Origin of the sequence: Streptomyces pimonensis (assembly GCF_041380215.1) — a bacterium.
GTDB classification, from domain to species: Bacteria; Actinomycetota; Actinomycetes; order Streptomycetales; family Streptomycetaceae; genus Streptomyces; species Streptomyces pimonensis.
Genome location: NZ_JAHWZY010000054.1, coordinates 1 through 12,667, shown reverse-complemented (window position 1 = coordinate 12,667; position 12,667 = coordinate 1). Strand labels below are relative to the sequence as shown.

Here is a 12,667-nt window from a genome sequence, read left to right as displayed (position 1 = left end):
GGTGTGGGCGGGGACCCGATGGGGGACGCCCGCACGTATCCTGAAGGCCCTTCCGGAGCCCCGATGACACGAAAGCAGCCGATATGCGCGTCTACGTCCCCCTGACCCTCCCCGGGCTCGCCGAGGCGTACAGGACGGGTGCGCTGGGCGACGGGCCGTTCCTCGCGTACGCCGTGACGCCCGCGCTGCGCGAGTGGTACCTCTCCGACGACATCGAGGAGCTGGAGTACGCCGCGCTCAGCCGCGCCGCGCTGGCCTCCCTGCGGCTGCTGGCGGCGGACGCCGGTGCGCCGCGGCGCCGGGTCGTGGTCGCCGTGGACGTGCCCGACGCCGCCGCCTCGGCCGACCCCGACCGGGGCCTCGACCCGACCGCCCTCGGGGAGGTGCGGGTCGCCGGCGCCCTACGGCTGGCCGAGGCGGCCGCGGTGCACGTGGACGCGGCGGACGCGGAGGCGGACGTGACGGCCGCCGCCGACGCGCTGCCGGCGGCGGACCGCGGGGACGACGACGCGCAGTTCACGGTGGACGGCGCGGAGGACCACGAACTGCTGTGGTACGCCACCCAGGAGATCCCCCACCTGCTCGGCTGATCCGGGGCCCTCCCCGACGTCGGTGCGGGCGGGTACGTTCTCGGGCATGGGGATGCATACGGACGCACACATCGTCTGGGACTGGAACGGCACGCTGTTCCACGACGTCGACGCGGTCATCGGGGCGACGAACGCGGCCTTCGCCGAGCTGGGCCTGGAACCGCTCACGCTGGAACGGTATCGGGAGCTGTACTGCGTGCCGGTGCCGAAGTTCTACGAGCGGCTGATGGGGCGGCTGCCCAGCCCGGCCGAGTGGGAGCTGATGGACGCCACCTTCCACCGTCACTACACGGAGCACCACGTGCGGTGCGGGCTCGCCGAGGGCGCGGCGGAGCTGCTGGCGGGATGGGGGTCGGCCGGCCGCAGCCAGTCCATCCTCAGCCTGTACGGGCACGAGGACCTGGTCCCGCTGGTGAGGGACTTCGGCATCGAGACGCACTTCGTACGGGTCGACGGGCGGACCGGCCCCTCGGGGGGCGGCAAGGCGGAGCACATGGTGCGCCACCTTCGCGCGCTGGCCGGGGTCGACCCGGCGCGCACGGTGGTGATCGGCGACGCGGCCGACGACGCGCTGGCCGCACTGCACGTGGGGGCGCGCGCCGTCCTGTACACCGGCGGCTCCCACTGCCGCGCCAGCCTGGAGGCGGTGGGCGTCCCGGTGGTGGACACCCTGCGGGAAGCCGTGGCGGAGGCGGAGCGCCTGGCGGCCTCCTGAAGTGCGCGCACTGTGCAGAACGTCAAAGTTCGGGACCTGGTTTTGTACACATACGGCTCATGACGGGGGGCCTGTAAGGAGCGATAGCCTTATGGCGTGATCAGCGCGATAGCTCGCGGGGGCCTCGGTGCCCCTGCTGTGCGCCCGGGTGACACGGACGACATCCGTGTCCGGGTGGCGATCGCCGGTCTTCGCGGGCGGCGCGGGGCCAAGAGGGCACCCGGGACGCGGCGCACCCCCGGGGCACAGGTGTCGCCGAGATCGGTGTCACACCCGTCGGGCGCGCTGAATTCGGCCGAGAAACCCCCGCTCCTCCTTCCTCGCGGCATAGCGTCGGTACAGACCGGACACCCTGTGTCGTACCACCGCACCACGAGGCCGGAGACCGTACTTCCTTCTACGTCACGCAACGGCGCGCGACAGGAGCCAGAGGACCATGCAGACCAAGCTGGACGAAGCCAAGGCCGAGCTGCTCGAAAGGGCGGCACGGGTAGCTGAGAACAGCCCGGCCGGGGGGAAACTGCCGACCGGGACGACGGACAAGGGCATGTCCGACCGGGACACCGTGCTCGAGTTCCTCCAGCGCTACTACCTGCACACCGCCCCGGAGGACCTGGCCGACCGCGACCCGGTCGACATCTTCGGAGCCGCCTACTCGCACTACCGGCTCGCCGAAAGCCGTCCCCAGGGCACGGCCAACGTCCGCGTCCACACCCCGACCGTCGAGGAGAACGGCTGGACCTGCAGCCACTCCGTCGTCGAGGTGGTCACCGACGACATGCCCTTCCTGGTCGACTCCGTCACCAACGAGCTGACCCGCCAGGGCCGCGGCATCCACGTCGTCATCCACCCGCAGTTCGTGGTCCGCAGGGACGTCACCGGCCAGCTGATCGAGGTGCTCAGCACCTCGGCCGGCGGCGACCTCCCGCACGACGCCCGCGACCTCCCGCACGACGCGCACGTCGAGTCCTGGATCCACGTGGAGATCGACCGCGAGACCGACCGCGGCGACCTCAAGCAGATCACCACCGACCTGCTGCGGATCCTCTCCGACGTCCGCGAGGCGGTCGAGGACTGGGGCAAGATGCGCCAGGCCGCGACCGCGCTGGCCGAGGCGCTGCCCGGCGAACCCGTCCCCGCCGACCTGCCCGCGTCGCAGGTCGAGGAGGCCCGTGAGCTGCTGCGCTGGCTCGCCGACGACCACTTCACCTTCCTCGGCTACCGCGAGTACCAGCTCCGTGAGGACGACTCGCTGGCCGCCGTCCCCGGCACCGGCCTCGGCATACTGCGCTCCGACCCGCACCACTCCGCCGACGAGGGCCACCCGGTCAGCCCGGCCTTCGAGCGGCTGCCCGCCGACGCCCGCGCCAAGGCGCGCGAGCACAAGGTGCTGGTGCTGACCAAGGCCAACAGCCGGGCCACCGTGCACCGGCCCTCGTACCTGGACTACATCGGCGTCAAGAAGTTCGACGCGGACGGCAACGTCGTCGGCGAGCGGCGCTTCCTCGGACTGTTCTCCTCGGCCGCCTACACCGAGTCCGTGCGCCGGGTGCCGGTGATCCGGCGCAAGGTCGAGGAGGTCCTGGAGCGCGCCGGCTTCCTGCCGCACAGCCACGACGGGCGCGACCTGCTCCAGATCCTGGAGACCTATCCGCGCGACGAGCTGTTCCAGACCCCGGTCGGCGAACTCCAGCCCATCGTGACCTCGGTGCTCTACCTCCAGGAGCGCCGCCGGCTCCGGCTCTACCTGCGCCAGGACGAGTACGGGCGCTACTACTCCGCCCTCGTCTACCTGCCGCGCGACCGCTACACCACCGGTGTGCGCCTGCGGATCATCGACATCCTCAAGGAGGAGCTCGGCGGCATCAGCGTCGACTTCACCGCCTGGAACACCGAGTCGGTCCTCTCCCGGCTGCACTTCGTGGTCCGCGTCCCGCAGGGCACCGAACTGCCCCAGCTGTCCGACGCCGACAAGGAACGCATCGAGGCCCGGCTCGTCGAGGCCGCCCGCTCCTGGGCCGACGGCTTCGCCGAGGCACTGAACATCGAGTTCGGCGAGGAACGCGCCGCCGAGCTGCTGCGCCGCTACGCGGGCGCCTTCGCCGAGGGTTACAAGGCCGACCACCCCCCGCGCGCCGCCGTCGCCGACCTGGCGCGTCTCGAGGAGCTCGACGAGGAGCGGGACTTCGCGCTCAGCCTGTACGAACCGGTGGGCGCGGGCGCCGAGGAGCGCCGCTTCAAGATCTACCGCAAGGGGGAGGCCATCTCCCTGTCCGCGGTGCTGCCGGTGCTCCAGCGGCTCGGCGTCGAGGTCGTCGACGAGCGGCCGTACGAGCTGCGGTGCGCGGACCGCAGCGTGGCCTGGATCTACGACTTCGGCCTGCGGATGCCCGGGGGCGCCGACCGCCTCGGCGACGACGCCCGGGAGCGGTTCCAGGACGCCTTCGCGGCGGCCTGGACGGGCAAGGCGGAGAACGACGGCTTCAACGCCCTCGTGCTCAGCGCCGGACTGACCTGGCGGCAGGCCGTGGTGCTGCGGGCGTACGCCAAGTACCTGCGCCAGGCGGGCTCCACCTTCAGCCAGGACTACATGGAGGACACCCTCCGCCACAACGTCCACACCACCCGGCTGCTCGTCTCCCTGTTCGAGGCACGGATGTCGCCGGACCGGCAGCGCGCCGGTCACGAGCTGGTGGACGCGCTGCTCGAGGAGGTCGACGCCGCCCTCGACCAGGTCGCCTCGCTGGACGAGGACCGCATCCTGCGCTCCTTCCTCACGGTCATCAAGGCGACGCTGCGCACCAACTTCTTCCAGGAGGCGAGCGGCGGCGTGCCGCACGACTACGTCTCCATGAAGTTCGACCCGCAGGCCATCCCGGACCTCCCGGCGCCGCGCCCGGCGTTCGAGATCTGGGTGTACTCGCCGCGCGTCGAGGGCGTGCACCTGCGCTTCGGCAAGGTCGCGCGCGGCGGTCTGCGCTGGTCGGACCGCCGGGAGGACTTCCGCACCGAGATCCTCGGCCTGGTCAAGGCGCAGATGGTGAAGAACACCGTCATCGTGCCGGTGGGCGCCAAGGGCGGCTTCGTCGCCAAGCAGCTGCCCGACCCGAACGTCGACCGCGACGCCTGGATGGCGGAGGGCATCGCCAGCTACCGGACGTTCATCTCGGCGCTGCTCGACATCACCGACAACATGGTGGCCGGCGAAGTCGTGCACCCGGCGGACGTCGTCCGGCACGACGAGGACGACACCTACCTCGTCGTCGCCGCGGACAAGGGCACCGCGAAGTTCTCCGACATCGCCAACGAGGTCGCCGAGTCGTACAACTTCTGGCTCGGTGACGCCTTCGCCTCCGGCGGCAGCGCGGGCTACGACCACAAGGGCATGGGCATCACCGCCCGCGGCGCCTGGGAGTCGGTGAAGCGGCACTTCCGGGAACTGGGCGTGGACACCCAGACCCAGGACTTCACGGTCGTCGGCATCGGTGACATGTCCGGTGACGTGTTCGGCAACGGCATGCTGCTCAGCGAGCACATCCGCCTGGTCGCCGCCTTCGACCACCGGCACATCTTCATCGACCCGAACCCGGACGCGGCCGTCTCCTACGCCGAGCGCCGTCGTCTGTTCGAGCTGCCGCGCAGCTCCTGGGAGGACTACGACACCGGGCTGCTGTCGGCCGGCGGCGGGATCTTCCCGCGCAGCGCCAAGTCCATCCCGGTCAACTCGCAGATCCGCGAGGCCCTCGGCATCGAGCCCGGCGTCACCAGGATGACCCCGGCCGACCTGATGAGGACGATCCTCACGGCGCCGGTGGACCTGCTGTGGAACGGCGGCATCGGCACGTACGTCAAGGCCTCCACCGAGTCCAACGCCGACGTCGGCGACAAGGGCAACGACGCCATCCGCGTCAACGGCAAGGACCTGCGGGTCTCCGTCGTCGGCGAGGGCGGCAACCTGGGCATGACCCAGCTCGGCCGGATCGAGTTCGCACTGCACGGCGGCCGGCTCAACACCGACGCGATCGACAACAGCGCGGGCGTGGACACCTCCGACCACGAGGTGAACATCAAGATCCTGCTCAACGGTCTCGTCAAGGACGGCGACATGACCGTCAAGCAGCGCAACAAGCTGCTCGCGGAGATGACCGACGAGGTCGGCCGGCTGGTGCTGCGCAACAACTACGCGCAGAACACCGCCATCGCCAACGCGCTGGCGCAGTCCAAGGACATGGTCCACGCCCAGCAGCGGTTCCTGAAGCACCTGGTGCGCGAGGGCCTGCTGGACCGGGCCCTGGAGTTCCTGCCCACCGACCGCCAGATCCGCGAGCGGCTCGCGTCCGGGCAGGGCCTGACCGGGCCGGAGACGGCCGTGCTGCTGGCGTACACGAAGATCACGGTCGCCGGGGAGCTGTTGCGGACCTCGCTCCCCGACGACCCGTACCTGAAGGTGCTGCTGCACGCGTACTTCCCGACGGCGCTGCGCGAGCAGTTCCCCGACCGGATCGACACCCACCCGCTGCGCCGCGAGATCATCACGACGGTGCTGGTCAACGACACGGTCAACACGGGCGGCACGACGTACCTGCACCGGATGCGCGAGGAGACCGGCGCGTCGCTGGAGGAGATCGTCCGGGCGCAGGCCGCGGCCCGCGCGATCTTCCGCTCCTCGATGGTGTGGGACGAGGTCGAGGCGCTCGACAACACGGTCGACGCGGACGTCCAGACCCGCATCCGGCTGCACTCGCGCCGGCTGGTGGAGCGCGGTACGCGGTGGCTGCTCAACAACCGGCCGCAGCCGCTGGAGCTGGCGGAGACGGTGGAGTTCTTCGCCGAGCGGGTCGAGCAGGTCTGGGCGCAGCTGCCGAAGCTGCTGCGCGGCGCGGACCTGGACTGGTACCAGCGGATCCACGACGAGCTGAGCGGCGCCGGGGTCCCGGAGGAGCTGGCCACCCGGGTCGCCGGGTTCTCCTCCGCCTTCCCGACGCTCGACATCGTGTCGGTGGCCGACCGGACGGGCAAGGAGCCGCTGGACGTCGCCGAGGTGTACTACGACCTCGGGGACCGGCTGCGCATCACCCAGCTGATGGACCGCATCATCGAGCTGCCGCGCGCCGACCGCTGGCAGTCCATGGCCCGCGCGGCGATCCGTGAGGACCTGTACGCGGCGCACGCGGCGGTGGCCGCGGACGTGCTGGCGGTGGGCAACGGCTCGTCGACGCCGCAGCAGCGCTTCGAGCTGTGGGAGCGGAAGAACGCGGCGCTGCTGGGCCGGGCCCGCACCACCCTGGAGGAGATCCACGGCTCCGACGCGTTCGATCTCGCCAACCTGTCGGTGGCGATGCGGACGATGCGGACGCTGCTGCGGTCGCACTCGTAGGCGGGTGTACGCGGGGGCGCCCCGGCCGTCGGGCCCGGGGCGCCCCCGCGCCGTTGTGGTGCCTTGGGTGGGTGTGGGCGGGGATCCGGTGCGGGCTCGCCGTTTCGGGCAATGGCTCCTGTGTGATCGCTCGTCGCTCGTCGCTCGTCGCGCCCGCCGAACGGTCCGGGGCGCGACGCGCCCCGGACCGTTCGGCGGGCGCGGGCCGGACCGCGGCGCTGGCCGGCGCCGGACTCGTCCTCGTCCTGCTGGCCCTGGTGATCGTGCGGCTCCCCTGGATCGGCGACCTGGGCATGCACGCGGCGACCGTGCAGCGGCTGCGGCACAGCCCGTTCGCCCCCGGCAACCCGCTGGTCGACGCGGACACGCCGAGCCCGTACTACTCGCCGTGGATGCTGCTGCTCGGCACCGTCGCCCGTCTGTCCGGGCTCTCGGTGTTCGTGGTGCTGCGGCTGGCCGCCGCCGCCGGACTGGCGCTGCTGGTGACGGGCGTGTGGCGGTACGTGCGGACGCTGAGCGCGCACCGGGCCGCTCCCGCGCTCGCCCTGCTGAGCCTGCTGCTGCTGTGGGGCACGACCCCGTTCCGGTGGAGCGGTTTCCCCGGGCTCGACTCGCTCGCGCTGACGGTGTCGTACCCGAGCACGTTCACCCTCGGGCTCGCCTTCCACTTCTGGGCGTGGCTGACGGGGGCGCTGCGCCGGGAGGCCGGGTGGTCGGCGTGGCTCGGTCCGGGAGCGCTCTGGGCGGTGATCCTGCTCTGCCACCAGTTCTCGGGGGTCGTGGCCACGGCGGGCGCCGCCGCCACGGTGCTCGCGGCGCGGCGGCCCGGACGTGCGGTGTGGCCGGGGCTCGGCGCCGGGCTGCTGGTGGGGACGGGTGTGCTGTGGGCATGGCCGTACTACGACTTCTTCGCGCTGTTCGGCGCCGGGAGCGGGCTGGAGGCGGTGCACCGGGTGCTGTACGAGCAGCCGGTCGCGCGGTTCGGGCTGGCGCTGCTGGGAGTGGTCGCGCTGGTCGCGCGGGGGCGGCGGGAGCGCCGGGATCCGCTGGTGGTCTTCTTCGCGCTGGGGGCGGCGGTCGTCGCGGCGGGGTGGCTGAGCGGCCACTACTCGTGGGGGCGCGCCCTGCCCGCCGTGCTGATCCCGGCACAGCTCGCGGCGGCGCTGGAGGCGGTGGGAGCGGGGCGGCGCCGGCTGCGTGCCGGGTGGACGGCCCTGCTGGCCGGGGCGTTGCTGCTCGGTGGGTGGGCGCAGGCGGGGACGCTGGGGTACGTGGTGCCGCGCGGTGTGCTGCCGGCGGTGGTGGAGGACCGGTACCGGGTGCCCTGGACGGGGTACCACTGGATCACGCCGTGGGTGCGGTACGGGGACGTGGTCATGGCGCAGGGGCGGCCGGCCCGCCAGATACCGGCGTACGGGCCCTACACGGTCGCTCCGGGGTACCCCGACTTCTTCCTCCCGGACGAGGAGCGGCGGGCGTCGGCCACGGGGGTGTACTTCGCGGAGGGGACGCCGGCGGCCGTGCGGCGGGGGATCGAGCGGGAGTACGGGGTGCGGTGGGTCGTGGCCGGTCCCGGGGAATCGGTCGACGCCGGTCTGCGGGTGGTGGCGCGGGGGCCGGGCCCGCAGGGGGAGGTGCTCTACGCGGTGCCCTGAGCCGTGACGGCGCCGTGCCGGCCGGCCCTGTCCGTCCCGCCCCCGCCGTCCCCGGGGCGCTGCCCCGGACCCCCGGCTCCCCGAACTCCGGAGGGGCTGAGCAGGTCAAGCGCCGGACGGGCTGAACACGCTCGCCGCCAAGCGGGCCGCTCGGCGGACCCGGGGGCCGGCCAGGCGGTGGGCCGCCGGGTGGAGCACGTTCGCGGTGAGGCCGGTCGGCTGCCAGCGGAGCTGGAGGCGGCCCGGGCCCCGGCCCTCGGGCTCGACCGTGATCCGGTGGCGCGGGACGCGGGCGGTCAGGGGAGGGAAGGCCGGCGGGGCCAGCAGCAGCCCCCGGTTGCCGCGCCCCCGGCAGACCAGCCGGACCAGCGGGTGGCGCACCCCGGCGAAGCCGCTGAGGGGGAGGCGCGCGGCCGCCGGGTCGAGACGGACGCGGCCCTCGAAGACGCCGGGGCGGACCGGGGAGAGCCGGAAGGGGACGGTCAGGCGGCGCCGGCCGGGGGAGACGACCAGGCTCGCGCGCTGCGGGCCGACCGGGAGGCGCAGGGCCGGGTCGTACGTGCGCACGGTCAGGTCGACGGAGGCCCCCGGCCCCCGGGTGATCCCGGTGATCTCGTGGCGGAACCAGGCGACGGAGAACGGGCGGGTGGCCGGCTCCAGCTCGGTCAGGTCCAGTTCACGGCGGGCGCCCGCCGACCCGGGGACCCGCCCGCCCCAGTACGTACGGCCGTCCGGGCCCCTGGTCAGCTCCCTGGGGGCGACGTCGTGCCCCAGCCCCCGGGCGGCCCACCGGACCTCGGTCAGGCGCCGGTCGCGCAGGAGCCGGAGCACCACCCGCTCGGCGCGGGGGAGCCGGGTGTACGCGCCCGGCGACAGGGTCTCCAGGTACGGGTTCACCAGGTCCGCGAAGGCCGCCAGCCACTCCTCGTCCCGGTACGGCAGATCGCCCGCGTACATCCGGAAGTCGTGCTTCAGGAACTTGTGGTCCTTGTCCTCGCGCAGCGCCCCGTGCCCGCTCTCCACCAGGAACGCGTCGACCAGCCGCTGGACGTGGATCCGGTCACGGACGTTGGTGAGCAGGTGCCGCTGGTTGGAGATGGACGCGGCGCCGGGTCCCGCGTACGGGGCGACGTACCAGAGGTACACCGGCTCGGGAACGATCGTGAACCGCTTCGCCAGGCAGTACGCCTGGGCAGAGAACAACTGGTCCTCGTAGTGGATGCCCTCGGGGAAGCGCAGGTCGTGCCGGTCGAGGAAGGCGCGGGCGTACATCTTGCCGGTCGACAGGTGCTCGAAGAACAGCCGCGGGTCGGCCTCGATGCCGTCCAGGGTGCGGCGCTCCCGTACGAGGTGCGGCATCCAGGTGGAGCGGCGGCCGGTGTCCACCCGGATCCGCCGCACCGCGCCCATCGCGAAGTCGAGGTCGCGTTCGCGGTGCGCGGCGAGCAACGCCGCGACCGCCCCCTCGGGGAGCTCGTCGTCGCTGTCGAGGAACATCAGGTACGGTGCCCGCGCGATCTCCAGCGCGCGGTTGCGCGGCGCGCTGCACCCGCCGCTGTTCTCCGGCAGCCGAAGGCACCGGATGCGGCGGTCGCGGGCCGCCAGCGCCAGCGCCACCCGGGGGGTGTCGTCCGTGGAGTGGTCGTCGCTGATGACGATCTCCAGGTTCCGGTGGGTCTGGCGGCGCACGGACTCCACCGCGCGGGGAAGCCGTCCGGCGTCGTTGTGCACGATCACCGTGACGGTGACGTCGGGGACCTGCGGGGTGCTCATGACGTCTCCTCGGGCTTCGGGGCCGGGGTGCGTTCCGCGATCGGCAGCACCGGCGGCAGCGACGCCTCGTCCTGGCCGAGGAAGACCCGGCGCACGACGCGTTCGGCGGCGCGGCCGTCGTCGTACTCGCAGAACCGGCGGCGGAAGACGGCCCTGGCCTTCGCCGCGCTGTCGTCGCGCCAGGCGTCGGTGGTGAGGATCCCGGTCAGCTGCTCCTGGGTGCGGGCCACCGGGCCGGGCGCCTCCGCCGTCAGGTCGAAGTAGACCCCGCGCGTGGTGCGGTACGTCTCCCAGTCGTCGGCGTGGACGACGATCGGGCGGTCGAGGTTGGCGTAGTCGAACATGATCGACGAGTAGTCCGTGACCAGGACGTCGGCGGCCAGGCACAGCTCCTCCACCGGGTCGTAGGAGGAGACGTCCACGACGCGGCCCGGGCGGCGCGGTCCGGTCAGCGGGGAGGCGGAGCCGTCGTAGAAGTAGTGGCCGCGCACCAGCAGCACGGTGTCCTCGCCGAGGCGGTCGCAGAGCGCGGCGAGATCCAGGCGCGGGGTCCAGCCGGCCTCGTAGTCGCGGTGCGTGGGCGCGTACAGGACGGCCCGGCGGCCCGGCGCGATGCCGAGGCGGGCGCGGACCGCCCGGATGTCGTCGGCGCCGGCCGTGTAGTAGACGTCGTTGCGCGGATAGCCGTAGTCGAGCGAGACGAACCGGGACGGGTACGCCCTCTCCCACATGCGGGTGGTGTGGCTGTTGCTGGAGATGCTGTAGTCCCATTTGTCGACGCGTTCCAGCAGCGCGTCGAAGTCCAGGCCCCGGGCGGCGGCCGGGAACGGCATCTGGTCCACGCCCATGCGCTTGAGCGGGGTGCCGTGGTGGGTCTGGAGGTGGACCGCGTCGGGGCGCTTGACCACGGCGTTCGGGAAGTTGACGTTGTTGACGAGGTATTTCGCGGTGGCGAGCACCTCCCAGTAGCGGCGGGTGCCGGGGACGACGTGGTCGGTGCCGGGCGGGAGCAGGGCGGCGTTCTCGCCGGTCACCACCCACACCGGGTGGATGTGCGGGGCGAGCTCGGCTAGCTTCGCGGCGATCGCGGCCGGGTTGCAGGCGACCCCGCGGTTCCAGTAGGCGGCGAACACCGCGAGGCGGGGGTCGACGGGGCGGCGCAGGGCCCTGCGGTACCGCTGGTCGCGGACCCGGGCGCCGAGGCGCTGCCTGCCGGTGCGCACCGTGGACCGCACGGCGCGGCGGGTGCGGTTGGCGGTCTGGAAGGCGCGGTACTTTCCGTAGGCGCCCTCTTCGAGCAGGGCGCGGCGGATGCCCTCCGGGCCCGCGGGACGCCGGTGGCCCTCGGGGCGGCGGCGCAGGGCGGCGGTCGAGGCCCGGTGGAAGAACTCCCGGGCCACGTCCTCGGGCATGTCGCCGCGGGCGAAGGCGCGCAGGCAGTCACGGACCATGATCTCGTAGAGCACGGTGTAGACGGCGGGGCGTCTGCGGGCGAGGTCGAGGAGGCTCTCGTAGCGGTCGACGAGTGCGTAGTGCTGGGCGGGGGTGACCGGGGGGAGGGCGGCCGGCCGCAGCCGGCGGTCCTCGTGGGCGATGTGCGGCAGGGTGGCGACGCGGTCGGCGAGCAGCAGGGCGGCGAGGGCCGCCAGCGGTTCGTCGTCGGTGGTGAGCCGGTCCTGATGGGTCCGCCAGAAGCCGGCGCGCAGGACGCGGGTGCCGAGCAGCGGGGTCAGGCGCAGCAGGTGGGCGCTGTCGTCGAGGGCGAGGTCGGTGCGGCCCGCGCGGGCGAGCAGCGGGCCGTCCGCCGAGGGCGGTCCCGAACCGCGCCAGGTGCTGCGCAGGTGGTCCAGGAGCAGGACGTCCACGGCGCCGGGGAGCTCGGCGACCCGTTCGGCGACGGTGCGGGTGCTGCCGGGCGGCAGGCCGTCCTTGGCGCGGACGAAGTGCAGCCAGCGGCCGGTGGCCCGTGCCGCCCCCGCCGTCCGGGCCGTCGCGTCGGACGTGCCGTCGGGCAGGGGCAGCACCCGGACGTGGGGGGCGTGCCGCTGGGCGGTCTCGCGGGCCCAGTCGCCGACGGCGGCGACGACGACCTCGGTGTCGGGGAGGGGACGGCCGGCGAGGGAGCCGAGCAGGCCGGTCAGGTGGTCCTGGGTGTTCGGCCCGTGGACGATGACGCTGAGCTCGGGCATCGCGGGACTCCTTCGGCTGCTCGTCGCTCCGGACGGTCCTCTTCGGTCATATTGGCATCAATGCGAAGAAGTGGCCGCGCGGGCGTGGGCCTCAGGAGGGCACCGGTACCGCCCTCGGTTTCGGCTTGCGGGCCTTGTCCGTGCCCGAGGTGAACGCCTCGTACTCCTTGAGCACGTCCTCCGTCGGCCCGTCCATCAGCAGCTCGCCCCGCTCCAGCCACAGCACACGGTCGCAGGTGTCGCGGATCGACTTGTTGTTGTGGCTGACCAGGAACACCGTGCCCGCCCGCTCGCGCAGCTCCCGGATCCGGGCCTCGGAGCGCTTCTGGAAGGAACGGTCGCCGGTGGCCAGCGCCTCGTCGACCAGG

General features: G+C 73.1%; 6 protein-coding genes and 1 pseudogene. 4 read left to right on the top strand and 3 right to left on the bottom strand.

Annotated features, from left to right (window positions below):
• Nucleotides 1–83 precede the first annotated feature (83 nt).
• The 4 genes from KYY02_RS31265 (at nucleotide 84) to KYY02_RS31250 (ending at nucleotide 8,337) form a co-directional block, all read left to right on the top strand.
• Nucleotides 84–590 carry a DUF6912 family protein gene (locus tag KYY02_RS31265; RefSeq protein WP_371243936.1) on the top strand — a complete coding sequence of 169 codons (507 nt, stop codon included), beginning with the start codon at nucleotides 84–86 and terminating at the stop codon, nucleotides 588–590.
• A gap of 46 nt (nucleotides 591–636) precedes the next feature.
• Nucleotides 637–1,305: an HAD family hydrolase gene (locus KYY02_RS31260; protein ID WP_371243934.1), complete on the top strand. Its 669-nt coding sequence runs from the start codon at nucleotides 637–639 to the stop codon at nucleotides 1,303–1,305.
• Between the two features lie 436 nt (nucleotides 1,306–1,741).
• Nucleotides 1,742–6,682: an NAD-glutamate dehydrogenase gene (locus KYY02_RS31255; RefSeq protein WP_371243932.1), complete on the top strand. Its 4,941-nt coding sequence runs from the start codon at nucleotides 1,742–1,744 to the stop codon at nucleotides 6,680–6,682.
• 122 nt (nucleotides 6,683–6,804) lie between these two features.
• Nucleotides 6,805–8,337 carry a hypothetical protein gene (locus KYY02_RS31250; RefSeq protein ID WP_371243930.1) on the top strand — a complete coding sequence of 511 codons (1,533 nt, stop codon included), beginning with the start codon at nucleotides 6,805–6,807 and terminating at the stop codon, nucleotides 8,335–8,337.
• A 105-nt stretch (nucleotides 8,338–8,442) separates the two neighbouring features.
• On the opposite strand, the gene KYY02_RS31245 is transcribed toward KYY02_RS31250, so the two are convergent.
• The 3 genes and pseudogenes from KYY02_RS31245 to KYY02_RS31235 form a co-directional block, all read right to left on the bottom strand.
• Nucleotides 8,443–10,110, bottom strand: a complete 1,668-nt coding sequence (locus tag KYY02_RS31245) for a glycosyltransferase family 2 protein (protein WP_371243928.1) — start codon at nucleotides 10,108–10,110, stop codon at nucleotides 8,443–8,445.
• Entirely contained in the window at nucleotides 10,107–12,299 is a 2,193-nt protein-coding gene (locus tag KYY02_RS31240; protein WP_371243926.1) for a CDP-glycerol glycerophosphotransferase family protein, read from the bottom strand. The genes KYY02_RS31245 and KYY02_RS31240 overlap by 4 nt, the downstream gene beginning before the upstream one ends.
• 91 nt (nucleotides 12,300–12,390) lie before the next feature.
• Nucleotides 12,391–12,667, bottom strand: a pseudogene (locus KYY02_RS31235) (ABC transporter ATP-binding protein); the annotation flags it as partial.

Excerpts from the sequence above, each read along its gene's own strand:
- KYY02_RS31240 (WP_371243926.1), bottom strand. The coding sequence starts at position 12,299 with ATGCCCGAGCTCAGCGTCATCGTCCACGGGCCGAACACCCAGGACCAC.
- KYY02_RS31265 (WP_371243936.1), top strand. The coding sequence starts at position 84 with ATGCGCGTCTACGTCCCCCTGACCCTCCCCGGGCTCGCCGAGGCGTAC.
- KYY02_RS31260 (WP_371243934.1), top strand. The coding sequence starts at position 637 with ATGGGGATGCATACGGACGCACACATCGTCTGGGACTGGAACGGCACG.
- KYY02_RS31245 (WP_371243928.1), bottom strand. The coding sequence starts at position 10,110 with ATGAGCACCCCGCAGGTCCCCGACGTCACCGTCACGGTGATCGTGCAC.
- KYY02_RS31255 (WP_371243932.1), top strand. The coding sequence starts at position 1,742 with ATGCAGACCAAGCTGGACGAAGCCAAGGCCGAGCTGCTCGAAAGGGCG.